Below are 23523 nucleotides of genomic sequence, written 5' to 3' on the forward strand. Positions count from 1 at the left end.
TGAAAGAACTCGTGTGGTTAACCCATCTTACCAGCCTGCGCCGCTGAATCAAGCCTGAAATCTGGGCCTCAACGCGCCATTGGGGCCAAAAAGAGCACACCTGTGCAATACACTTTTAGATCCCAGCAGATCACAGCTTCACACCCAGCAACTTGCCAAGTTTGCTTCTGTGCGGCTCCGGGTACACCACAATGAATTCGCGTGAGTACAGGTCTCCCCACAGGGTCTCAAAAGTCTTGTAGCTGATGGTGGCATTGGGCGCATAGTACGGATCATTGATGTAAAAGACCTTCTGGCCATCATCAAATCCCGTCACAATCCTGAAGTGAGGCACCTCCCCGGGTTTGTTCAGGTACTGCAGGACCAGAACCGGATATCCAGCCTTGACCAGCACTTTGATGTGCCCTGCAGCCCCATTCTGGAAACGTTGCGCCCGCAGACCGAAAGGTTTCACATAGGGATCGATCACATCGGCCCGCATGTAACACCGGGGGCAGGCCTTGAGGGTCTGGGAGATCTTCGTCTGGTTGATGTACACCCCGTAATAGGACAGCAGCGACGACAGGGCCTGAGGGCCACAATTGTTGTAGGTCTGTTTGCTCCAGGTCAGTCCTCTTGCGAGATGAACCGCTTTGGTGGAAGGCTGGGTGGCTGCACTTTTCGCTGAAGCAACTGGCAACAGAAACAGCAGCAAGAGAAGAAGAAACCGTTGCATTTGTCACCATCATAGGGTGAGATATCACACAAGAAAATCACCTGTTGCGTGAAATGGGGCACATGTATAAATGCAGGTAGGCGGAGAGGGAGGGATTCGAACCCTCGGTGCAGTTACCCACACAACACCGGATTTTACGGCGAGACTGTCCCCTTTTGGGACAAAAAAAGAACGTCCCGCAGGACGCTCTTGATCTCTGGCGGAGAGGGAGGGATTCGAACCCTCGGTGCAGTTACCCACACAACAGTTTTCGAGACTGTCCCAATCAACCGCTCTGGCACCTCTCCAGTGCGGTATTGAATGTACCACCTTTTTAGACGTGGGGCAAGTGTTTTTCATTCGGTGGTGGGGTGCGGGTGGTACGATGGTCCGCGTGACTGCCGTGAAGCCTTCTGCAATGAAGAACACCGTGATTTTGATGCTGGGGACCCTGTTCAGCCGGGTGCTGGGCCTGTTCCGCCAGATGGTGATCAACCTTTTTCCTGTGCATGTTCAGGATGCATTCAACGTGGCCTCCAAGGTGCCCAACCTGTTCCGTGAACTTCTGGCCGAGGGGGCACTGGTCAATTCTTTCATTCCGGTGTACCAGGGGCTTGCGGAGCCTGAGCAGAAGAAACTGGCGAATTCTTTTTTTGGTGCTCTGATTGCGATCAACATGCTGCTGGTGGGTCTGGGCATTCTGTTTGCCCGTCCAATTGTGGATTTTCTGGTGGCAGACTCAAGGAACATTGATGTGGATCTGGCGGTGCAGATCACCCAGCTGGTGATGCCCTTCCTGATGATGATGTCTTTTTCGGCAGCCAGCATGGGAATTTTGAGCGCCAGAGAGAATTTCAAGGCTTACAGTTATGCGCAGGTGGCTTTCAATGTGGCCTCCATCATTGTGCTGCTGCTTGCACCCAGAACGGCATTCTGGCTGGGTCTGGGCTGGACGCTGGGGGGCTTTGTGCAGTTTCTGGTGCAATCCTGGCCCCTTTTCAGAATGGGGCTGTTTCCTGTGCCCAGACTGGGCTGGGACCCGAACCTGAAAACCGTGCTGTCTCGCATGGCCCCTTTTTTGATTTCCACCAGTGCAAGGCAGTTTCTGAATTTCATTGTCACCCGTTTCATCACGGCGTTTTCCGGGGGGACCATTTCGGGGTACCAGAATGCCGAGGTGATTTTTCAGCTGGCATTGGGTCTGTTTGCGGTTTCGCCTGCGACAGCGCTGTATCCCCGTCTGGCCCGGCACTGGAATGATGCAGACCGTGAAGGCTTCAAAGCCCTGACCATTCAGGGCCTGAGGGCAGTGGTTTTCTTTGCAGCTCCGGTCAGTGCCCTGCTGGTGGCCCTTGCCCCTTTTGCGGTGAGCATTTTCAACCTCAGTCTGCCGGACACCCCTGCTGAAATCCAGAAGTACCAGGCTGGAAGCCTGATTCTGGCGACCTGGGCGCTTGCGATTGTGCCCTGGGGGATGATCCAGTTCATGGCCCGCACCTTCTTTGTGAGGGGGCGCACCCTGGATTCCCTGCTGATCACTTCTGGAGGGGCTTTTCTGGAGGTGGGGTTGTATGCGGTCCTGACCAGACCCGATGCACTCGGGCTGCAGGGCTTTGGGATCAGCAGTTTCATTTCAGGGCTGCTGGTGCTGTCGGTGCAGCTTTTCCTTTACCGTCGTCAGCTGGGTTTTCCCATGCGTGAACTGCTGATTTTCCTGGTGCGTGTGATCCCTGCTGCTGTGCTGGCCGGTCTTGCGGCATGGCTGGTGGGTCGAGGCATGGGCCAGTGGTTGGAGCACTCGGGTGGGCTTCTGCAGGGTCTGGCTGGCCTGGTGGTCGCAGGGGGTGTCGGAGGGGTGATCTATGTGGTCCTGACTTTCCTGCTGAAGGTTCGGGAACTGTCCTCTCTGCTGAAACGCATTCGCCGTTAAGCTCCACTTCAGTTGAAACGGAAGCTTTTCATGATGACCTGCAGAGTAAGCCAATTGGCCTACTTAAGTGTTCAGTAAAACAAAAAATACACGTCCATTACACCATTCTTGCAATCATGCTCAAATTTACGTCTGAAGCGGCAAGGGCCGTTGTAAGATTTATGTAAATTGGCTAAAGCCAGAATGAAGGTCGGGAAGGTCACCGGAGATGGTTCATCACCACCCCCTGGATGCGCACAACGCAGGTCTGCTTGGCCCCTCAGTCAGGCTGCTCATGTGACATCTGGATTGAATTGTGTCCGAGAACCAGAGGAGAAACGCACATGATTAAAATCCTCATCGTTGAAGATGAAGCATCGCTGAGACAGACCCTGAAGACCTACCTGGAACGCCAGGGGTACCAGATCATCACGGCCAGTCGCGGAGATGAAGCCCTGGAGAAGTACGCCAAGAGCGACCTGGTCATTCTGGACCTGATGCTGCCCGACATGGAAGGCTATCAGGTGGTGGAAGCCGTCCGCAGAACCCACCCCAACCACCCGATCCTGATGTGCAGTGCCCGCACCAACCTTGACGCCCGCCTCGAAGGCTTTGAAGTGGGGGCAGATGACTTCCTCACCAAACCTTTCGAACTGAAAGAACTGCTGGCCCGTGTCAAGTCCCTGCTGCGCCGTGCAGGCAAGAGCGAAATCCTGCAACACGGGAAACTCAGCATCAATCTGGTCACCCGCGAAGTGCTGCTGGAAGAAAAACCCCTCAAGCTCACCAAAACCGAGTTTGACCTGCTCGTCACCCTGGCCCGTGAACCCGGCAAGGTCTTCACCCGTGAATCCCTGATGCACCTCGTGTGGGAGAAGAACCTGGAGCCCTCCTCCAGAAGTGTCGATGTGCGCATTGCCGACCTGCGCAAGAAACTGCGCTCCTACCCGGTGATCGATACCGTGTGGGGCAGCGGTTACCGCATGAAGAAAACGCTGTCCTGAGGAGTTTATAGGAAACAGTTCACAGTAGACAGCGAGATTTCCCATCTGGGATGTAAACAGAAGCAGAGCAAATCTCTGCTTCTTTCGTATTCGATGGCACCTGCACGGCTAAAGTTCTTATCTGTGAACTGTCTACTGTGAACTGTGAACGTCTAAACCATCGCAGCAAGCTGTTCGATCTTCTTCAGGAGGTCATCGGCGTGAAGGGTGAATTCACTGGTGGCATTCTCGATGTGGGCGTCTCGCACAATGCCTTTTTTGTCGATGAGGAAAACAGCACGACCAGAATGCCCTTTTTCTTCGATGTAGACTCCATAAGCTTTTGCCACATCGCATTTGATGTCTGCGAGCAGGGGAAGTTCGATGCCAAACTCGGCGGCCCAGGCTTTGTGGGTGTACACGCTGTCCCGGTTGATGCCAAAAACCACCGTGTCGAATTGAGCAAAATCGTCCCGGCGACCGGAGTATTCAGGAAGCTGCATGCTGCACACCGGGCTGAAATCCAGAGGGTAAAACACCAGCACCACATTTTTCTGTCCTTTGAAACTCGAAAGGGTGATCATGTCGCTGGTGGAGGCTTTAAGTGTGAAATCCGGGGCGGGTTGCCCGATCAAAGGGTGAGCCATGTTGGTCCTCCTGAGGATGTACTGTCAGAGTGTAGCATGGGCCAGAATCCTGAATTGTCAATGCGTATACTGAGGGGTGTGAGCAAGACCGACTACAACACCCTGATGAACGAGGTGATCGAAACCACCCGTCGCACCCGCAAACTCGCCCGTCTGGTGGGCAACGAGGCGGCGTACAAACAGGCCGAGGAATTCGAGCAGAGTGCCGGAAACGCCTACCGCAACCGCAATGCTGAGCATCTGGAAGCCAACCTGATCGCCCTGAAGGAACTGGAGCAGGCACTGAAAGCCAGTTCCATCCAGAACTGAAAAACAGCCCCTCTCTGGCAGGGGCTGCTTCATTTGTGTTTTTTAGATGACATCGGAGAGGTAAGACGCACTTTTGGATTCTCCGATCTTGAAGCGGTCTCTCACCCGCTGCAGGTCTGCGGTTTCCACCAGATCAACGACCTGCACCCCATACTTTTCTGCTTCTGCATAAGCCAGTTTGCGTGTGGCGTGGTAGTCGGTCAGGTGCTCTTTGAGGAAGAGACCACCTGTGTCTTTCTGGTAAAGGCCATAAGCGTTTTCGGAGCCGTAAGCACACTCGCGGATTTCGCCTTTTTCCACCCACACCGGACGGATCTCCAGGGCCTGAATTCGCGTCTGTTCAAAGTAGTGTTTCACCCATGCAATCAAAGCTTTTACCATCAGAGGCTCCTTCTGCCCAGCCTCCGGTGTGCTCTGGCACGTGGCTGCTGTGTAAAGACAGCATAGAAAAAGAGGCATCTCGACCCTCTTATGCTGAAACGTTAACAGCTTTTAACTTTTCTGCTTCTGGGACCTGTTTTGCTGTTGCTCTGTCCTGATCTTCCTAGACCACATCACAGAACGCCTGCAGACAGCAGTTACCCTGAGAGGCATGTTCAAGGCTGTGCTTTTTGATCTCGACCAGACGCTGCTGGACCGCAAACGCACCTTCCGGCATTTCATTGAGGACCAGTACCAGCGTCAGACGGTGCTGCAACAGATTCCCTACGACCTCTTCGTGAAAGATTTTACCGTTCTGGATGACAATGGATATGGAGCCAAGGACCGCGCCTACCACGCCATGCTGAAAAAGTACGGTCTGGACACGGGCCTCACCGACATGCTGTATCAGGATTTCAGAGGCAATTATGCCCTGTGTGCCCAGCCTTATCCTGACACCCATGAAGTCTTGCAGGCCATTCGGGATGCAGGGCTGAAGATTGGCATTGTGACCAACGGGGTCACTGAAACCCAGAAAACCAAACTGGACGTGACCGGAATTGGTCCGTTTGCAGATACGGTGCTGGTGTCCGAAGAAGAAGGCATCAAGAAGCCCAATCCTGAGATTTTCCACCGTGCCCTCAAGCGCATCGGGCACAGTGCTGCAGAAACCGTGTTCGTGGGAGACCACCCCGAGAACGACGTGCGTGCCGCCCAGGGGGTGGGCATGAAAGCCATCCTGAAACTCGATGGCGATGAGGTGGACACCTCCTTTGCCAACCATGTGGTCTCTGACCTGCGAAGCCTGCTGCCTTTAATCCTCTAAGAAAAAAGCAACGTCTGTTTCGTATTCAGCAGGGTTCGGGGTGTCCGGGACACTTTTGACATAGAACTCGGCGGTGCTTCCGGTGAGCTTCAGGCCTCTGCGTGTGGCCTCCGCAGCCACCTTCGGGTAAGCCTCTCCCAGGGTTTCATAAGGTCCCACATACCGCCCCACAAAAGCAGGACGGCCTTCAAAGGTGCGCACCTCCATGCGTCCAGAACCCTGAACCTCTCCCTGCAGAGGAACAGACATCTCCACCAGGTTCTTGCCCTCTTCGCACTCGTTGTAACAGGCGAAGAAGTTCGGGTAGGCGCTCTGGTATCCCTGCTGTTCGGTGTAGGCCACCAGTTCCCGAAAGGCTTCAGGAATCACCTCGAACTCGGGCACCTTCAAATGGGTGCGGATGGTCAGGGTCTGCAGGGTGGGCAGGTGTTCGATGCGGTACTGCATGGTGTCCTCCTCAAGGATCTGCTGCAAGCGGCGCAGGGACCGTTCTCTGGACTCGATTTCCTCCCGCAGGCGATGTTCGTGCTGCCTGAGGACTTCCTGGGCACCTTCTGGACGGACCAGCAACTCCCGGATGGCCTCCAGTGGAAGTCCAATTTCACGCCACATCCTGATGCGCCCCGCAGGTCCAATCTGGGAAGCGCTGTAGTAACGGTATCCGTTCAGGTCATCCACCCGCTCAGGCTTGAAGAGCCCAATCTCGTCGTAATACCTGAGGGTTTTGGGAGGCAGTCCGGTCAGAAAAGCGAATCTGGAAATGGTCAACTGGTCTTGCATGCTTCTTCACCCTAAGCGTTCCAGCCGCTGGAAGGTCAAGCGTTCCGCACCGGGAGTTTCAGGAATCCCCTTCTGGAAAGCCAGCGCAGGGCCACCACCACAAAAATCCCCAGCAGTTGCCCGGTGATCACATCGACCCGGTCATGCAGCAGATAGACCGTAAGCGCACCTGCAGCTGCAGCTGTTGCATAAATCTCGTTGTTCCGGTAAAGAACACTGGGCACAGCGCCCACCAGCACATCCCGGATGATGCCCCCACCCACACCGGAGAGGGTTCCCACAAAGATCACCCCGAGCACCCCAAAATCCATCTGGATGCCCCCAAGAGCACCAGAGACCGCAAAAAGGGCCAGTCCTGCTGTGTCAAAGGCACTCAGGGTCCGTTCAAACCTTTCCAGTCTCGGAAACACAAAAGCAATGATTGCGCCCAGAATGGCCACCCACAAAAAGGTCTCATCCCTCAGGTAGATGGGAGGGGCCGTTCCAGTCAGGGCGTCCCTGATGCTTCCTCCTCCGACTGCGGTCACACAGCCCAGCACAATCACCCCGTAAAGGTCCAGTTTTCGGCGGATGGCAATAAAAGCACCGGTCAGGCTGAACACAAAAATGCCAAGCAGATTGAGAACATAAAGGCTCTGGTCCAGCGTCATACCCTCTCAGCATAGGGGAAAGCCTCCCCTCTCACAAAAGAGACAAAAGAACTCAATTGTGGCTTTGCTCCTGACAGGGACCTCCACGCCCCGTGTTAGTGTGACGCCATGATCACCGTTTTCTTCGATTTTTCCTGTCCCTTTGCGTGGCGCGGCCTGGAGCTCGCCGAGGTTTTGCGTCAGCATGAGGGCTTCGAATTTGAACTGCTGCATTTCAGTCTGGAGCAGCACAACCACCCCGAGAATGCAGCAAACCGTTTTGAACCCACCTGGTTTGCCCACCAGCAACCCACAGAAGAATCAAAAACACTGCTTTCACTGCTCGGGTCACTCGCAGCCAAACAGCAAGGCGCAGAATGCCATCGGGCGTTTGTGCTGGAGCTCTTCCGGGCACACCACCAGGACCGCCTCTCTCTGCGTGATCCTGAAACCCTCAAAACCGCTGCACAACGGGCAAACCTGGACCTCCCCCGTTTCGAGTACGACCTCCATGAAAACCGGGACGCCCTGCGTGAAGAACTCAAAGAAGACCTCTCAGATGCCTGTCGCCTGAAGGTTTTCGGCACCCCGACTTTCGTTCTGGAAAGCGGAGACGCTGCCTATTTCCGTTTCAGGGAACTCCCGGAGACCCCTGAAACGGCCCGTGCCCTCTGGGACCTGTACACGCAGGTGCTTGCCAGTGAAGCACGGATCGAGACCGTCAAAAAGCCCAGATGAGGGTCGCAAGCAGAAGGCTGAAGTCAGGCTACAGCATAAGCCTTTTCTGCCTTCTGCTTTCTGCTTCCCTCAAAACGTTTCCCCTCCCAGAATTCAGGAGGGGACAACGGAGGTTAGAAGAACGTGGAAGGCAGATTCAGCGGCGGGCCACCGGGATGGCCGAGGCGGGGATGCTCAGCAGCACGGCGAGGTCAGACTCGACCTGATCCATCCGGTCCACATGGCCGTCGGTGTAGCCACCGGGCAGACCTTCAAGGTGGATGGGAAGGCAATCTTCAGGCTGGGCAACGTAGTACCAGCTCAGGCGGCTTGCAGGGGTCAGGTGCCTGAAGAGCACTTCACGGTAGAAGGCATTCACCACCTTGTGGGGTTGCAGGTGGGCGGCACCGAGGGCACGGGGTTCGGGATCATGCAGGTAGATGACCACCTGGTCCCGATCGGGGGTGCTGTACACTTCGAAATCGCAGAAGCCATAGATGTGGTCGGAATATTTGTATTTAAAGTCGGAAACTTCCTGTAGGTGTTGCATGGGGCGTGTGAACCTCCTCCGCTTGGGGCTGAAAGGGCTAGACACGGGACACCTGACATCCAGTGGCGTCCAGTTCCTGGTGAATGCAATTGAGGCTTGTAAGTGCGTTACAATCCTATGACATTTTGTTCAGGAATGGACCAGTGATTTACCTGAGGTCAAACCAGGAGCTTTCTGCTAGTGGGTTGTTCGAGATGACTGACTTCAGTATGCCGAAAAGATGAGAACCAATTGTCCCATTCTCCTGAATCAAAGCTGAACTCTGCACAGAAAAGCGCTTAATCGCGCATTTTAAATGGAAATTCTGGGCAAAACGACTGGAAATGGAACCAGTTCCATGCTTTAGTAATTTATTTCACGACAGTTGCATTTCAGCGTGTCCACAGAAAGATATTGATCCGGGCGTCAGAAACATCCTTACCAAACAGAGAAACCATTTGTAAAACAAAACACAAACTCCCGAAAAATCGGGAGTTTCAGAACCAGCACAAAAACGATGGAAGTCAGTCCTGTTTGGGAAGCTCACCCAGCCACAACATCAGGGCATCTGCGGTGGCAGGGTTTGTTGCCAGAGGAATGTCATAAACATCGCACAGACGCAGCAGTGCAGAGACATCTGGTTCGTGGGGCTGCGCCGTCAGGGGATCACGGAAGAAAATCACAGCCTTCACCTGACCGGTGGCCAGACGGGCACCAATCTGCTGGTCCCCCCCGAGTGGCCCGGAAAGCAGACGTTCCACGCTCAGGCCTGCCTTGGTTTCCAGAATGCTTCCGGTGGTTCCTGTGGCCACCAGGGTGTAACGCATCAGCACTTCCTTGTGCCTCAATGCGAACAAGGCCAGATCCAGTTTCTTCTTGTCGTGTGCAATCAGGGCAACAGTTTCCATGTCTTCCATTCTAGGGGGAAGTGTGAGAGGCAAGGGCGAGTTGTTTGAAGCGAGGCAGAAGGCAGCGACCCAACGCGAAGCGACCCAGCCGATCAAACCGCTTTGATCGGCGCTGTAGGGTCAAGAAACGGGCCGCTTTGTAGAGCGCGTAGACAGGGTCAAGAAGAAAGCAGAAAGCTGAAGGCAAAAATGCCAGAGCACTTGCTCAGATCGCCTTCTGCCTTTGACCTTCTGCCTTCTGCCAGTCTGTTCACAACAAATTTTCCCCCACTGTATACCGCCCCTGCACAACCGATCCTGAACGGGGTATCATAGGGACGCAATGGCGATTTACCAGAAAGCGAGACCCGTCACCTGGACAGAGGTGGTCGGACAGGAACACGTCCGGGACGTGCTGATGAGTGCCCTCGAGAAGGGCCGCATCGGGCATGCTTACCTGTTCAGCGGACCTCGGGGCGTCGGCAAGACCACCACCGCCCGCCTGATTGCCATGACCGTGAACTGCGAGAGGGAGTTCAAACCCTGCGGGGAGTGCCAGAGTTGCCGCCTGATCAAGAGCGGTGCCCACCCCGACGTGATTGAAATTGACGCTGCCAGCAACAACAGCGTGGACGATGTGCGGGACCTGCGTGAAAAAGTGGGCCTCGCCAGCATGCGTGGGGGCAAGAAAGTCTACATCCTGGACGAGGCGCACATGATGTCCAGAGGGGCCTTCAATGCCCTCCTGAAGACCCTGGAGGAGCCCCCGGAGCATGTGATCTTCATTCTGGCCACCACCGAGCCGGAAAAAATCCTGCCCACCATCCTTTCCCGCTGCCAGCACTACCGTTTCCGCAGGCTCAGTGAACAGGAAATCGCCGGGAAGCTGCAGAGGCTCTGCGATCAGGAAACCGTGTCCTACGAAATGGACGCCCTGATGCTGATTGGCCGCCTTGCAGATGGGGCCATGCGTGATGGTGAGAGCCTGCTGGAACGCATGCTCAGCAGTGGCGAACCTGTGACGCTCCGGGCTGTGGAAATGGCTCTGGGCCTGCCTCCGGGCGAACGGATGCTGGGTCTGGCCCGTTCCCTGATGCTTGCAGATGCAGAAACCGTGCTGCGTCTGGCTGGAGAACTGTACCGTGAAGGTTTCGCTGCACGAACAGTGGTCGAGCAGACCAAGGTGTCTCTCAGGAACCTGCTGCACGCCCAGCTTGGTCTTTCTGGAGGCAGTGGTGAATCCCTGGATGTGGGTCAGGCCCTGAAACTCCTTGCAGCCCTCGATGAGCAGGACCAGCGTTTCTCCAGGCAGGCAGACTTGCTCGCCCTGGAGATGGCCCTCACCCATGCCATGCTCAGCACCGAGCAAGCCCAGAGCAACGCTGGTGGAGGCACGGCCCAGGTGCCACCAGACCTGATGCGCCGTCTGCAGGGTCTGGAGCAGGCTGTGCAGCAACTCCGTCAGGGCAGACCGGTGGCGCAACCTGCCGCACAGCCTGTGGCCGCAACAGGACAGCCCACAACGGAAGGACGTGCAGCCAGTGCTCCTCAGGCACAGCACACCCCTCCACCCACCAATGGCACCTGGCATGATGTGCTGCGCCTCGCTGACATCAAGATGCGCGCATTCCTGAAACCTGCCCAGGCGAGTTTTGAGAACGGCATGCTCATCGTGACCATCACGTCCAAATTTCACGGCACCCAGGTGATCAGCAAGTTCGATGAGCTCAGCGAACTGGTTTCAAAGGTGTTCGGAGACATTCCTTTTGAGGTGGTGACCCCCGACAGCAGTAAAAAAAAGTCGGGTAGTTCTGCCGCAGGGATGACCTCTCCCCCACCGCGCCGATCAGAACCCCAGCCTGTCGCTCAGGTGATGCAGAGCATTCCCGAGGCCAGGCCTGTTGTGGAAGCCCGGGCACCAGAACCCAGGCCCCAGTCTCCAGTGCAACCTGCAGAACCTGCCCCCTGGGAGGCTCCTGCGGCTCCAGTGACCACTTCTGCTCCTCCTGCAGCCAGGAGTGAACCGCTGGGCAGGACCACCCAGAAGGCCAGAGGCTTTTTCGAGGACGGTCCCGCAAAAAAGCCTGAACCGACCCCACAGGTGGTTTCTGCTCCACCTGCAGCCCCCCCTGCTCCTGTGCCCAGTGAGCATGAGGTGCTGGATCAGGCTCCGGTGTTTGACGACATGCCTTTTCCAGACGAGGACTTTGGGGCGCAGGAACCTGCACCACAGAAACCCAGGAAGTCTGGAGGGGCCTTCCAGCACCCGCTGTATGACACCCTGCAACAACTCTTTCCCCACCGCATTCGCGAAGTGGGCGTCCTGAAAACCAAAGTGGCTGAGGATGACAGTGAAGCGTCTGAAGCTGAACCCCCTGAAGAATAAACCTGTGCATTCTGAAACGTCTGTGCATTCACAATTCTCCTCAAGAGGGCTTCACACCTCTGGGGTAAGGTAAGAGGAACATGACCGAAAAGTCACGCTGGCTGTACGAAACCGCCCAAAGGGTCATTCCCGGAGGGGTCAACTCTCCTGTTCGCGCCTTCAAATCGGTGGGCGGCAGTCCCCGATTCATTCAGAGCGCTTTTGGCGCCTACCTGATTGATGCCGACGGCAACCGCCTGATCGATTACATCGGGTCCTGGGGCCCCATGATTCTGGGCCACCAGCACTCCCATGTGCTGGCCTCCATCCAGTCTGCCCTCACCGAGGGCGTGAGCTTTGGTGCCCCCAACGCCCGTGAGGTGGAACTCGCCATGATGGTCACCAAACTGACCGGCATGGAGAAGGTGCGCTTTGTGAGCAGTGGCACCGAGGCCACCATGAGTGCCCTGCGTCTGGCCCGGGCCGTGACCGGCAGGGATTACATCCTGAAATTCCGGGGCAACTACCATGGCCATGCCGATGGTCTGCTGGTGGAGGCCGGAAGCGGCCTGATGACCAACGAGCAGAAACTTCAGGCCAGAAGTGCCCCCTCTTCAGCAGGTGTTCCTCAGGCCTATGCAGGCCTGACCCTGGTGGCCGATTACAACGACCCGGAAGGCCTTGCTCAGCTTCTGAGGGACCGGGGCAACACCCTTGCTGCAATCATTTTTGAGCCTGTGGTCGGCAATGCTGGGGTTTTGATTCCCACCGCTGAATTCATTGATGTGCTGCACTCCGCAAAAGAGCAGGGCATCTTGCTCATTGCCGATGAAGTGATGACCGGATTCCGCCTCTCTCCAGGCGGAGCCACCGAGCGTCTGGGCCTGAAGCCCGACATCATCACCTGGGGCAAGATCATCGGGGGAGGTCTGCCTGTGGGTGCTTACGGGGCCAGTGCAGAAATCATGGACTTCGTGAGCCCGATGGGCCCGGTGTACCAGGCAGGGACCCTGAGTGGGAATCCTCTGGCCATGGCTGCCGGAATTGGCACCCTGCAGACCCTCCGGGACAACCCAGAAATTTACGAAAAGATCGAGGATTACACCGAGCGTCTGGAACAGGGCCTGCTGCTCGCTGCTGCCCAGGCAGGCATCAGTGTGTGCGTGAACCGCATTGGCAGCATGCTGACCATGTTCTTCACCGAAGGCCCGGTGCAGACCTATCAGGATGCCGTACGCAGTGACACCAGACTCTTTGCCCAGTGGTTCCACGAAATGCTGAACAGGGGCGTGTACTGGGCCCCCAGCCAGTTTGAGAGCATCTTCGTGAGCGCCGCCCACAATGAACGCACCCTCGAACACACTTTGCAGGCCGCTGCAAGTGCCTTTTTGACCATCAAGTCCCAGAGCCAAGGGTAAACTTTCCCACCATGATGGGTGGGGGAACTTTATAAGGTGGATTATGCCTGAACTGACCCAGATCAAGGACATCGTGAACGTGCTGCAGACCAGCAAGGTGGTTGCAGTGGTGGGTTTTCATCCAGACACCACCCGGCCTGCCCATTACGTCCCCGAGTACCTGCACCGCAGGGGATACAAGATCATCCCGGTCAATCCCACACTCGCGGGCCGTCACATGACTTTTTTTGGGCACAAAGCCATTCCCACCCTGGCAGAAATCACAGAAACTGTGGATGTTGTGGAGGTGTTCCGCAGGTCCGACAAGGTGATGGACCACCTCGATGACATTCTGGCCATGAATCCAAAGCCCAGAACCGTGTGGTTGCAGCTCGGGATTCGCAACGAGGAATTCACACAAACCCTTGTCCAGCATGGAATTCAGGTCATTCAGGACCGCTGCATGCTGGCCGATCACCGACAATACCTTTAGGCTTTCTTTAAGGTAAAACCCTTACTTCCCATCTGGACTGCGTCCCAGATGGGCTTTTTTTGATAGAATGCCCGAACTGTGTGATTTGCCAAAATTAAGGTTTGCTTGGCGAAGCCTCATCCTCAAAATGACCTTCGCAGGGTACCTTAGGTGACAGGAGGTACAACATGAAACGAGCTCTTTTAGCCATTGCAGGCGGACTGATCGTCAGTCAGGCTCTCGCCGCTCCCCAGATCAGCCCCCAGCGCATCATTGTCAATCCTGTTGAAACAGCCCTGAAAGTCAATGTGTGGGTGGACAAAGCCCCCAATGATCCCAACGCCACTCCAGACTACTTCCCTGGTGAAAACATCAAAATCTACACCCGTGTGAACCAGGACGCTTATGTGTACCTGTTCAACGTGGACCCCGAAGGCCGAGTGGACATGGTCCTTCCCAACAATTACGCCAGTGGCGGCAACTTCCTGAAGGCCAACACCACCAAGGTCTTCCCTGGTGAAAACGATGGCTTCGAATTTGAAATTGCTGCACCTTACGGTGTGAACAAGGTTCTGGCCCTGGCCAGCAAAACCCAGCTCGACCTGAACACCCTGGCCCGCTTTGAAAGCCAGCAGAGTGGCTTTGCCACCGTCAGCGCCAACAACCAGAACCAGCTGGCCCAGAAGCTGTCCATCATCGTCAAGCCCATCCCTCAGGACACCTGGATCACCTCCACTGCGTTCTACAACGTGGCCCGTCCTGGCACCACTCCTGCACCTGTGATTGAAACAGGCTCCCTGAGTGTTTCTGCCAATGTGGGTGGAGCAACCATCTTTGTGGATGGCCGTCAGGTTGGGAACAGCCCTGCCACCATCGCCAACCTCACCCCTGGCAACCACACTGTGCGTGTGACCGCCAATGGCTATGAGGACTACAGCACCACCGTCACCATCCGTTCCAACCAGCGCACCGCCCTGAACGTCACGCTGCAGCGTGAAATCCGCAGCGGCAACCTGGCTGTGAACACCAACGTGGCTGCCGATGTGTACCTGAACGGCAAACTCTATGGCCGTTCCGACGTCACCCTGCGTGACTTGCCCGAAGGCACCTACGCCCTGAAACTGGTGGCCAATGGTTACGAAACCTACACCAGCAACGTGACCGTGCGTGCCGGTCAGACCACCCCCGTGAATGTGACCCTGCAGGCCGTGCGTTACAGCGTGCGTGTCACCAGCAACGTGAATGGCGCTCTGGTCTTTGTGAACGGCAAACAGGCCGGAACCATCCAGAATGGGGCTGCTGCCTTCAACCTGGCCCCTGACAACTACGAGATCGTGGTGATCGCTCCCGGTTACTACGTGAAGTCTGCCCGTGTGAACCTCGGTTCCAACAGCAACATCGACTTCGATCTGACCCGCATCCAGTAAACCCTGGACTTTTAAGAGGAGCCTCCTGAGGCTCCTCTTTTTTTATGATGGGTCATGGCCCTTGTTCTGATCGGTCCGGTTGCCACAGGCAAAACCACCCTGGCAAAACTTCTTGCAGCCGCAACAGGGAAACCTCATGTCTCGCTGGACGACACCCGCTGGATTCACTATCCTGAGCAGGGTTACAGGCCAGAAAAAGCCAGAGCTTTCATCGAAAAGCAGGATTTTCTGGGTCTGGCCCATTACTGGCACACCTTTGACCTGCACAACATCCGCAGAACCCTGGAAGCAAATCCAGAGGGCGTGCTGGATTTTGGAGGGGGCCATACCCTCTTTTTTGAGGGAGAGGAGGCCACAGCCCTGAAGGCTCTGCTGGAGCCCCACGCAGTGATTCTGGTGCTGCCGACAAAGGACCGTGAACAAAGCCGAAAAATCCTCAGGTCACGCATTCATGCCCAGGGGGAACACCCCGAAGAGATTTACAGGCTGAATGACCTGATGCTGGACAGCACGCTCAATGTTGAATTGTCCAATTTCGTCCTTTACACAGAGGGAGAATCCCCTGAACAGTCTGTCCAGCGCATTCTTGAATTTTTGCGTCAGGACACATCCCAGCTCTGAAACAGGTACACCTGATGTTCTGCTTTGTGGCTCTGGGCTTCCAGCAGGGCATCGAATTTGCGGGTTCCTGGCAGCCATCCCATTTTGCACCCCTCGCACCACAGCACCGGATCTCCACAGCGGGCGAATTCACGTTGCAGGGGGGCATGGCAGGTGGGACAAAGCAGAGAAAGCAGCATGACGTATTACCTTACGGCGAAAACATCCACATTTCAAGGCTCAGGGACCAGGGCCACCGCGCGGGTCCATCCGCTGCTTGCCCCCTGAATTTTGTAAGGCAGGGCCACCACGGTGAATCCATGGGCCATCGGGATGCTTTCCAGATTGGTGAGTTTTTCAATCTGGCAGTACTCCTGCTCCAGACCATAAAAATGGGACTCCCAGAATTCGGTTTTTCCCTGCATGGCTTCTGGAAAGGTGGCACTGAAAGGGCGATCCAGACCCCATGCATCAATGCCGATCAGTTTCACACCACGTTCCACCAGGTGCGCTGTCGCTTCACGGGTCAGGCCTGCATGCCTGTGGTCATAGCCTTTTTCTTTGAAATGCTTTGAGGCACCCGTGTGGATCAGCACGATGTCTCCAGCTTTGAGGGTGTAAGCGATGCGCTGCAACTCCTGCTCGATGTCCTGCGCCGTGATGCCCTCCCCTGCAGCTTTAAAGGTGAAATCCAGTTTGACCCCATCCCCCATGCACCAGCTCAGAGGAACCTGATCAATGGTCCGGGTGGGGGTGCCATCTTGCATCTGGGGACCATAGTGGTACGGGGCATCCACATGGGTTCCAGAGTGGGTGGAAAGGGTCACCTGTTCCACGGCCCAGGCATACCCTCTGGGAACAGCCTTTTTCACCTGCTCGAGGGTCAGGCCAAACACCTGTGCGCCCAGGGTCAATCCCAGCACGTGGTCAATGTACTTGATGTCATGCTGATTGGGCTCAAAAGCCTGGGTGTCGTTGCTGAGGGTGTCGCTGAGGTCAATGATGCGTGCAGTTCTGCCAAGAATGCGTACTGTGTCCATGAATTCCTACCTCTGGTGGAAAGTTTACAGGGTCAAATCTCTGACGCGCAGCTCAAAACTCACCTGAACGTGGCGAGACGTTCCAGAATCAGACGCATCACCTCTTCACTGTTGGCTTCCATCGCCACCCAGGTGTTGGGGGTTTCATGACCACCCCAGTAATCGCAAACGGTCCGACCAAAATTCGGGCCTTCCTGAATGTCCACCTGCACATGGTAATCCTGCCCGGAAAACAGGGTGGGATCAATCAGGTAGGCAATGGTGCACGGATCATGCAACGCTGCCCCATCCAGACCATACCGGTCCCGGTAGAACTGCACATAGTGGCCCATCAGCTCTGCACTGATGCGGCCCACTTCGGTGTTCATGGCCTGCAGCACCTGGATGTGTTCTTCTCTCACCATCACCTGCAAGGTGAGGTTCAGACCAAACTGGTGCACCTTGATTCCCGAGTTGAACACGATGTATGCGGCATGGGGGTCCGCAAAGGCATTGAATTCCGCACTGGGGGTCACATTGCCGTAAGTGGTGCTTCCTCCCATCCAGACCAGTTTGCGGATCAAGGAGGGCAGTTCTGGATCAAGCCTGAATGCCAGAGCCACATTGGTCAGTGGGCCAGTGGCCACCAGCGTGATCTCACCGGGGTTCTCCCGCACGGTTTTCACAATGGCCTGGGCTGCATGGAGGGTTTCTGGCTGACGGGTCAGATCCGGCAGGCCCGTGGCCTGCAACCCCGTCTTCCCATGCACCCGTGTGGCCTGAATGGGCTCCCGGATGAGCGGAAGGGCAGCACCTGCATAAACAGGGGTCTGGGTTTCTGCAAGCTGGGTCAGCAACAGGGCATTTCGGACAGTGTGTTCGATTCCCACATTCCCGTGCGTGGCGGTGATGCCCAGAAGTTCAATTTCAGCGCTGCTGAGGGCCAGAAAGATGGCAATGGCATCGTCATGTCCGGGATCGCAATCAAGCAGGATGCGATGTTTCATAGGGGTCAGAATAACACTGCTGGCGTCAGGCCGTGGGGCAAAGTCAACAAAAAGCCCTCCCGTCGTGGGGAGGGCTCTGAACACAAAATCTTATCTGAGCACAGCTTCTTTGCCGTACAGTGTTCTGGGACCGGTCACTTTCAGGCGCACCTGCAGGCCACGCGCGTACTCCGACAGTTGCCCGAGCAGGTCGGACATGTTGTAGCGCACATAGAATTCGTGTTTGGGCAGGGCATTGAGGGCCAGGAAAGGCTGACGGGTGAGGGTCATCAGGATTTCGAGCAGTTCATCGTGGTCCACCACCCCTTCGAGCTGGGGCATCAGGTCTTCGAGCTTGAAGGTGGTGTGGGCAGGATAATTGGACAGGGAGAGCATCACCTGAGAAAACACCCCGCGCTCACCAAGCTGGCGGCTGGTGATCTCACTGATGGAGCGTGCGCTTTCTGCAGTGAGGGTGTCGGTGTTCCAGTACCCCCGGAGCTCCACAGGGGTGACGCTGCCCATTCTGTTGCTGCTGAGCAGGGTTTCCATGGCTTCACGGGTCACCTGGGTGACTTTCACATCGCTGGGGGGCATCACCTCGCCCAGTTCGCTGACCAGCAGGGCACGGTAGGTGGAGGTGCTCTGGCGGAAGAGGTCCCAGTCTGCACGGGTGCTCAGCAGCACAGAGTAGGCATGCACGCCAAGCTGGGCTTCCAGCACCACCGAGGAGGCATTGATGGGACGCAGATGGTACCCCATCTCTCTGGCAAAGCGTTCCACCAGCGGATCAAGGGTTGGGGCCTGATAGGCAGGCTGACCGGGTTGCTGGGGTTCACGGCCATAGGCAGCAGAGTTCTGTACAGGCTGCTGGCTCTGACGGGGCGCAGGATTTTTTGCTTCCACAGCAGGTCTTTCCTGCCTTTCCTGCCTTTCCTGGCGCTCATGGCGGTCCAGCAGGCGTTCAGGCTGAGCAGGAGTTTCACGCTGGGGGCGCTGGGTTGCAGCAGGTTCCTGGCGTTCCTTCTGGGCAGGCTTCTCCAGAGCAGGAGCAGGTGCCCTGCGCTCCAGGCGCACTTCACGCAGGTAGGCGCTCTCTTCGACCACCACACGCTGGGGGGGTGGGGGAACCACCGGACGGGGGTAGTTGCTCTGGTAGTTGGCCTGGGTGGCAGCAGGGCGGCTCTGGGCCTTGACCTCCACGCTGACCTGCACCACGCCCGAGCCTGCATGCTCAAGGCGCAGCACGTCGTTGGGATTCAACTGGTAGGCATCGTAATAGGGCTTGAGGCCATGGATTCTGCGTTGTTTGGCATTGAGGGTGACGGCGTATTCGTCCCCTTTTTCTGTTTTCAGCACACTGATGCCTTCGGCGACCAGTGGTTCTAGAGATTTCTGGATGGTGAGACTGCCCTCGGTCAGGCAGAGGCGGGTCAGGATGTAGCGGTACTGGCCTTTCACTTTGTACGATCCTCCCAGAAGGTGCGGAACCCGATCACAGCGAGGTTTCCGGCGGAGACGTTTGAATTGTTTTCAGAATAACATAATTATCACAATTTCATCTCCAAGTCATAAGACCGGTTTCTGAAATAAAGCTGAAAGAGATCAAAACACCCGACTCATTTTGATATTTACATAATCCATCTCATTTGTTGTCAAGCTGTTCAAGTTAAAGACAAAAAACCAATTCTCGATATGATTACAACATAACAGCTGAACACAAGCTGAATTCCGTCGCATTGTTCTCAAGCACTTCTGGTTAGAATGATGGGGACAATGTTCAGCTGGCTGACAGGCGCGAAAGACTTACTCGACATCTTGCTGGTCGCCACCCTGATTTATCAAGGCTACCTGCTGCTGGAAAACACCCGTGCACTCAACGTGCTGCGGGGCATCCTGATTTTTGTCGTGGTGTGGCTGCTTGCCAGCTATTTCAAGCTTGCCAGTGTGGATTACCTGCTCTCCAAAGCAGCCACCGTGGGTCTCTTTGCCCTGGTGGTGGTGTTCCAGCCCGAACTGAGACAACTCTTTGAGCGTCTGGGCCGTCCCAGAGGCCGGGAAGACCAGCAGGCCGGAGCCGTGGTCAATGAAATTGCCCGCGCAGTGGAACACATGGCAGAACGAAGCATCGGTGCCCTGATTGCCCTGGAGCGCCGGACCCCCCTTGGTGAATACGCCGCCTCCGGTGTCAAACTGGACGCGATGATCAGTGCCCCCTTCCTGGAAGCCATCTTCGCCCGCAATGCCCCCCTGCACGACGGAGGGGTCATCATCAAAGAAGGCCGGGTGGTGGCTGCCGGATGCGTGTTCCCCCTGCAAAACCAACAGGATGGGGTCTACAAGAGGTACGGCACCCGTCACCGCAGTGCCCTCGGCCTCTCTGAAGGGACAGACGCCGTGGTGATCGTGGTCTCCGAGGAACGGGGCAGCATCAGACTTGCCCAGAGCGGAAGGCTTTCACAGGATCTCAACGCCAACGAACTGCGCGACAAACTCCGCGCCCTGCTCTATGAGGTCAAATCGTGATGCGCCTCATCACCCACAAACTCCCACAGAAAATCATCTCTCTGGTGCTTGCTGTGGTGATCTACTTCATCGCCACAGCAGACCAGCGTTCCACCAGTGAACGCAGCTTTGAAGTGCCCGTGCAGGTGATTGACGCCTCTCCAAACGCTTCCCAGAGAGACGTGTCAGACATCCCCAAAACCATCCGCGTGACCCTCAGTGGTCCCATCAACCGACTGGAAACCCTGGAAGCAGACCGCATTGAGGCCAATCTGGACGTCAGCAACCTGCCCGCAGGCCGTTTCCAGAGCCGCCTCGAAGTGATTGAACCCACCGGAACCCGCATGGTCAGTTACACCCCCCAGGTGATCTCGGGCCTGATTGACCGGGTGATCAGTGTGCGCTTTCCGGTCAAAACCACCCACCTGAATGTCTCGGACGATGAGATCTTCCGCTTCACCACCAACCCGGACCGGGTGCAGGTGACAGGCCCCCAGAACCGTGTGGAAAGCGTGGCCAATGTCATCACCCAGCCAGTGGCCTATCAGGAGAACAACGTCCGGCAGGTCACCGTTGTTGCATTGGATGCCCAGGGCCACGAGGTGCAGGATGTGAAACTCACGCCCCGGAGTGTGCAGGTGGCACGGGTGGATGTGGGAACCCTGCCCGTGAAAACAGTCCCGGTGAGACTGGCACCTGTGAATGACCGGTTTCAGGTCCTGAGTGCCAGTTTCAGTCCCAAAACCATCCGGGTGCTCAGCACGCCTGAGAATCTCAGTAAAATAGACTCTGTGCAGGCCACCGTCACCCTCAAAGAGGGCACCTATGTCACCCCGGCCCGCCTGACCCTGCCTGACGGATACACTGCACTCGACCGTGTGAACGTCACCCTCAGCGTCAAAGCGAAATAATCCAACAAAACACCAAGGACCACCCATGATCTATCCCATTCGACTTTACGGAGACCCCGTCCTGCGCCAGAAAGCCAGGGCCGTCACAGATTTCACCCAGACCGTGCAGGTCCCTGGCTTCGAGCCTGTCAGCCTCATCCAGCTTGCCGAAAACATGCTGGACACCATGTACAACGCCCACGGCGTGGGCATTGCCGCCCCACAGATCGGACTTGGCCTGCGCATGTTCGTGATGGCAGAATACGCCGACGATGAAGAGGAAGGCGAAGCCGCAGAGGACTCCGATCCCCGTGCCCGGTCCAGAGTGCTGCGTGAACTGGTGGTCATCAACCCCGTTCTGGAACCCCTCAACAAGAAGAAAAACAAGAACTCTCAGGAAGGGTGCCTATCGGTTCCTGGCATCTACGAGGAAGGCATTGCCCGCTTCTCCGAAATGCGCCTCACCTACCAGGACGCCGAGGGCAACACCCACACCGAAGAGAACGAGGACTTCATTGCGCGCGTCTGGCAGCATGAAAATGATCACCTGAACGGCAAGTTCTTCCTGGACCACCTGCCCAAACACATCACCGATGAGCACCGCACCGAGCTTGCCATCATGCAGCGCAAGGCCAAAGCTTTCCTGAAAGAACTCAAAGAAAAAGGCTGGTGAACCATGACCCGCAGAAAAGTGGCCTTTTTTGGGTCTCCTGCTTTCGCCCTGCCCGTGATGGAAGCCATTCACGCCAGCCATGACATCGTGCTGGTGGTCTCCCAGCCTGACAAACCTGTGGGCAGAGGCAACAAAATCACCCCTCCTCCCGTCGCGGCCAGAGCAAAAGAACTGGGCTTGCCGCTCAGTCAACCTGTCAAACTCCGCAAAAATGAGGACTTCATTGAGGTCCTGAGACAATCTGGAGCAGAGGTCGCTGTCACCTGTGCTTACGGCAAGATCCTTCCACAAAGCGTGCTGGACGTTCCCAGATACGGTTTCATCAACACCCACACCAGTCTCCTTCCCAAATACCGTGGAGCAGCCCCCATCCAGTGGGCCCTGATCGATGGGGAGGAAGTCACCGGAACCACCATCATGCAGACCGATGCAGGCATGGACACCGGAGACATCCTGATTCAGGAAGCTCTCTCCATCCAGCCTGAATGGACCCTCTCTGACCTGGCACAGGCCCTGAGCGCCCAGGCCAGCAGGCTCATTGTGCAAGCCCTGAACAACCTGGAAACCCTGGTTCACACGCCACAAGACCATCAGGCCGCCACACACGCCAGAATGCTCGAAAAAGAGGATGGCGAGATCCGCTGGACGGATTCCCTTCAGAGCATCGTGAACCGCTACAGGGGCACCTACGGCTGGCCTGGAAGCTACACCCATCACAAAGGCAAACGCCTGAAAGTGCTGGAGCTCAGGGCTTCAGATGCTCCCAGAACCACTGAACCCGGGCATGTGCAGGGCACCACAGAACGGGGTGTTCTGGTCGCCTGCAGTGACGGTGTGATTGAGCTTCTGCAGGTGCAGCCTGAATCCAAAGCTGCTTTAAGCGGAGCGGACTGGTTTAGAAACCACCAGATCAAAATGGGTGAAAAGCTCGGACAGTGATGCTGCGGAACTTCAAGAGACAGACCCGGGTCTGTCTCTTTTTGCATCCGTCATCTGGAACTGCAGAGGTCCCATCACCAGACAAAACACTTTGAATGCTTCACCCAGTCCAGCTCTTCCAGTTGCGCTGCAATCTGGGGATCAGGCAATCCAAAAGCACCCTGAAACCAGATGATTTTCAGTGCAGAATAGTCTGCTTCACTGCCTGCATGCGCCTCTCCCACCCACGTGGAAACACACAGCACAGGAGGCATGCTGGAGACTTCACCAAATGAAGCAGAGAAGTCCGTGTCCAGTCTGGTCTGCTCGGGTTCCAGCAAAAGCACCGGCAGGTCATCCTGGGCCTGTCTCAGCATCTGCAAGGTCTGCAGGTTGTCCTCACGGGTGAGCAAGCCTGCCAGCCTTTCCTGATCGGTTAAATCCTGATGATATGAAGAAAGCTCGATCTGATGTCCTGATCTCAGCTGGATGCTGTAACCCATGCTGCCAGTATAAAGAAAAGCCTGAAAACAATAAAAAAAGGACCCGGTCTTTGAACCAGGTCCTGTCTTTTCTGGAGCGGGTAACGAGACTCGAACTCGTGACCTCAACCTTGGCAAGGTCGCGCTCTACCAACTGAGCTACACCCGCATCTGTTGCAGCGCCAAACATATTAGCAAAACCATTTTTGCACGTCAAGCACTGCTGCGAAAACACCAGACATAAAAAACCCCTCGCGCCTATCTACTCTCCCGGACGATCACTCGCCAAGTACCATCGACGTTGCAACGTTTCACGATCCAGTTCGGAATGGGATGGAGTGGGACCATTGCGCTATGGGCACGAGGGAATCTGCTGTTGTCAGGATCTCCGCTCTGCAAACACAGAGTTTCGATCAAAAACTTGCTCTTCCCAGTCTGCTTTTGCAGACAATAAAAAAA

General features: G+C 56.1%; 26 protein-coding genes, 2 tRNA genes and 1 rRNA gene. 14 read left to right on the forward strand and 15 right to left on the reverse strand.

Features of this window, described 5'->3' with window-relative positions; translation table 11 throughout:
• Positions 1–130: 130 nt before the first annotated feature.
• Entirely contained in the window at positions 131–715 is a 585-nt protein-coding gene (locus DC3_RS22250; protein WP_146888425.1) for a C39 family peptidase, read from the reverse strand.
• A gap of 197 nt (positions 716–912) precedes the next feature.
• Positions 913–1002, reverse strand: a tRNA-Ser gene (locus tag DC3_RS22255).
• 77 nt (positions 1003–1079) lie between these two features.
• Between DC3_RS22255 and murJ the strand changes: the two genes are divergently transcribed.
• Positions 1080–2624: a murein biosynthesis integral membrane protein MurJ gene (murJ, locus tag DC3_RS22260; RefSeq protein WP_146888428.1), complete on the forward strand. Its 1545-nt coding sequence runs from the start codon at positions 1080–1082 to the stop codon at positions 2622–2624.
• Between the two features lie 323 nt (positions 2625–2947).
• The gene (locus DC3_RS22265) at positions 2948–3607 is read left to right on the forward strand and encodes a response regulator transcription factor (RefSeq protein WP_186816191.1); all 660 of its coding nucleotides are present in this window, start codon (positions 2948–2950) and stop codon (positions 3605–3607) included.
• A gap of 152 nt (positions 3608–3759) precedes the next feature.
• On the opposite strand, the gene DC3_RS22270 is transcribed toward DC3_RS22265, so the two are convergent.
• A complete protein-coding gene (locus tag DC3_RS22270; protein ID WP_146888434.1) occupies positions 3760–4233 on the reverse strand; it encodes a redoxin domain-containing protein in 474 nt (157 codons plus the stop codon).
• A 78-nt stretch (positions 4234–4311) separates the two neighbouring features.
• Between DC3_RS22270 and DC3_RS22275 the strand changes: the two genes are divergently transcribed.
• Positions 4312–4542 (forward strand): response regulator receiver protein, encoded by a 231-nt coding sequence (locus DC3_RS22275; protein ID WP_246130774.1) that lies wholly within the window; start codon positions 4312–4314, stop codon positions 4540–4542.
• A 42-nt stretch (positions 4543–4584) separates the two neighbouring features.
• Here DC3_RS22275 and DC3_RS22280 read toward each other — a convergent pair whose 3' ends face one another.
• Entirely contained in the window at positions 4585–4923 is a 339-nt protein-coding gene (locus DC3_RS22280; RefSeq protein WP_146888440.1) for a hypothetical protein, read from the reverse strand.
• A 211-nt stretch (positions 4924–5134) separates the two neighbouring features.
• On the opposite strand from DC3_RS22280, the gene DC3_RS22285 reads away from it, so the two are divergent.
• Entirely contained in the window at positions 5135–5788 is a 654-nt protein-coding gene (locus DC3_RS22285; protein WP_146888443.1) for an HAD family hydrolase, read from the forward strand.
• Here DC3_RS22285 and DC3_RS22290 read toward each other — a convergent pair.
• Both DC3_RS22290 and DC3_RS22295 read right to left on the reverse strand, forming a co-directional pair.
• On the reverse strand, positions 5777–6568 hold the full coding sequence (locus tag DC3_RS22290; protein ID WP_146888446.1) for a MerR family transcriptional regulator: 792 nt from the start codon (positions 6566–6568) through the stop codon (positions 5777–5779). The genes DC3_RS22285 and DC3_RS22290 overlap by 12 nt on opposite strands.
• Positions 6569–6603: 35 nt before the next feature.
• Positions 6604–7218 (reverse strand): trimeric intracellular cation channel family protein, encoded by a 615-nt coding sequence (locus tag DC3_RS22295; RefSeq protein WP_146888449.1) that lies wholly within the window; start codon positions 7216–7218, stop codon positions 6604–6606.
• A gap of 108 nt (positions 7219–7326) precedes the next feature.
• Between DC3_RS22295 and DC3_RS22300 the strand changes: the two genes are divergently transcribed.
• Entirely contained in the window at positions 7327–7935 is a 609-nt protein-coding gene (locus tag DC3_RS22300) for a DsbA family oxidoreductase (RefSeq protein WP_146888452.1), read from the forward strand.
• Positions 7936–8071: 136 nt separating this feature from the next.
• On the opposite strand, the gene DC3_RS22305 is transcribed toward DC3_RS22300, so the two are convergent.
• Positions 8072–8464, reverse strand: coding sequence for a hypothetical protein (locus DC3_RS22305; protein ID WP_146888455.1), 393 nt, complete (start codon positions 8462–8464; stop codon positions 8072–8074).
• Between the two features lie 503 nt (positions 8465–8967).
• Positions 8968–9351, reverse strand: coding sequence for a methylglyoxal synthase (locus DC3_RS22310; RefSeq protein ID WP_146888457.1), 384 nt, complete (start codon positions 9349–9351; stop codon positions 8968–8970).
• A 322-nt stretch (positions 9352–9673) separates the two neighbouring features.
• On the opposite strand from DC3_RS22310, the gene dnaX reads away from it, so the two are divergent.
• From dnaX to DC3_RS22335, 5 genes are all read left to right on the forward strand, one after another.
• A complete protein-coding gene (gene dnaX, locus DC3_RS22315) occupies positions 9674–11716 on the forward strand; it encodes a DNA polymerase III subunit gamma/tau (protein WP_146888460.1) in 2043 nt (680 codons plus the stop codon).
• An 80-nt stretch (positions 11717–11796) separates the two neighbouring features.
• Positions 11797–13113, forward strand: a complete 1317-nt coding sequence (gene hemL / locus DC3_RS22320; protein ID WP_146888463.1) for a glutamate-1-semialdehyde 2,1-aminomutase — start codon at positions 11797–11799, stop codon at positions 13111–13113.
• Between the two features lie 43 nt (positions 13114–13156).
• Complete coding sequence (locus tag DC3_RS22325; protein ID WP_146888465.1) at positions 13157–13585, forward strand: CoA-binding protein; 429 nt, start codon at positions 13157–13159, stop codon at positions 13583–13585.
• Between the two features lie 167 nt (positions 13586–13752).
• Positions 13753–14991: a PEGA domain-containing protein gene (locus DC3_RS22330; protein ID WP_146888468.1), complete on the forward strand. Its 1239-nt coding sequence runs from the start codon at positions 13753–13755 to the stop codon at positions 14989–14991.
• 54 nt (positions 14992–15045) lie between these two features.
• Positions 15046–15612, forward strand: a complete 567-nt coding sequence (locus DC3_RS22335; RefSeq protein ID WP_146888471.1) for a hypothetical protein — start codon at positions 15046–15048, stop codon at positions 15610–15612.
• Here DC3_RS22335 and DC3_RS22340 read toward each other — a convergent pair.
• From DC3_RS22340 to DC3_RS22355, 4 genes are all read right to left on the reverse strand, one after another.
• Positions 15591–15791 carry a hypothetical protein gene (locus tag DC3_RS22340; protein ID WP_146888474.1) on the reverse strand — a complete coding sequence of 67 codons (201 nt, stop codon included), beginning with the start codon at positions 15789–15791 and terminating at the stop codon, positions 15591–15593. The genes DC3_RS22335 and DC3_RS22340 overlap by 22 nt on opposite strands.
• A gap of 33 nt (positions 15792–15824) precedes the next feature.
• Positions 15825–16631 carry a cyclase family protein gene (locus DC3_RS22345; protein ID WP_146888477.1) on the reverse strand — a complete coding sequence of 269 codons (807 nt, stop codon included), beginning with the start codon at positions 16629–16631 and terminating at the stop codon, positions 15825–15827.
• A 59-nt stretch (positions 16632–16690) separates the two neighbouring features.
• Positions 16691–17617, reverse strand: coding sequence for a nucleoside hydrolase (locus tag DC3_RS22350; protein ID WP_146888480.1), 927 nt, complete (start codon positions 17615–17617; stop codon positions 16691–16693).
• 90 nt (positions 17618–17707) lie between these two features.
• Positions 17708–19057: a hypothetical protein gene (locus DC3_RS22355; RefSeq protein ID WP_146888483.1), complete on the reverse strand. Its 1350-nt coding sequence runs from the start codon at positions 19055–19057 to the stop codon at positions 17708–17710.
• 315 nt (positions 19058–19372) lie between these two features.
• Between DC3_RS22355 and cdaA the strand changes: the two genes are divergently transcribed.
• From cdaA to fmt, 4 genes are read left to right on the forward strand one after another with little or no spacing between them, the layout of a single operon-like run.
• Positions 19373–20122 (forward strand): diadenylate cyclase CdaA, encoded by a 750-nt coding sequence (gene cdaA, locus DC3_RS22360; RefSeq protein ID WP_146888485.1) that lies wholly within the window; start codon positions 19373–19375, stop codon positions 20120–20122.
• The gene (locus tag DC3_RS22365; protein WP_146888488.1) at positions 20119–21012 is read left to right on the forward strand and encodes a CdaR family protein; all 894 of its coding nucleotides are present in this window, start codon (positions 20119–20121) and stop codon (positions 21010–21012) included. Before cdaA ends, DC3_RS22365 begins: the two co-directional genes overlap by 4 nt.
• Before the next feature lie 25 nt (positions 21013–21037).
• Positions 21038–21664: a peptide deformylase gene (gene def, locus DC3_RS22370; protein WP_146888491.1), complete on the forward strand. Its 627-nt coding sequence runs from the start codon at positions 21038–21040 to the stop codon at positions 21662–21664.
• A 3-nt stretch (positions 21665–21667) separates the two neighbouring features.
• Positions 21668–22603, forward strand: a complete 936-nt coding sequence (gene fmt / locus DC3_RS22375; RefSeq protein WP_146888494.1) for a methionyl-tRNA formyltransferase — start codon at positions 21668–21670, stop codon at positions 22601–22603.
• 74 nt (positions 22604–22677) lie between these two features.
• Here fmt and DC3_RS22380 read toward each other — a convergent pair whose 3' ends face one another.
• From DC3_RS22380 to rrf, 3 genes are all read right to left on the reverse strand, one after another.
• Positions 22678–23085, reverse strand: coding sequence for a hypothetical protein (locus tag DC3_RS22380; protein WP_146888497.1), 408 nt, complete (start codon positions 23083–23085; stop codon positions 22678–22680).
• A 72-nt stretch (positions 23086–23157) separates the two neighbouring features.
• Positions 23158–23233 (reverse strand) — tRNA-Gly (locus DC3_RS22385).
• Positions 23234–23313: 80 nt separating this feature from the next.
• Positions 23314–23430 (reverse strand): 5S ribosomal RNA (rrf, locus tag DC3_RS22390).
• Positions 23431–23523: the final 93 nt, after the last annotated feature.

It is taken from the genome of Deinococcus cellulosilyticus NBRC 106333 = KACC 11606, from assembly GCF_007990775.1.
Lineage (GTDB): Bacteria > Deinococcota > Deinococci > Deinococcales > Deinococcaceae > Deinococcus_C > Deinococcus_C cellulosilyticus.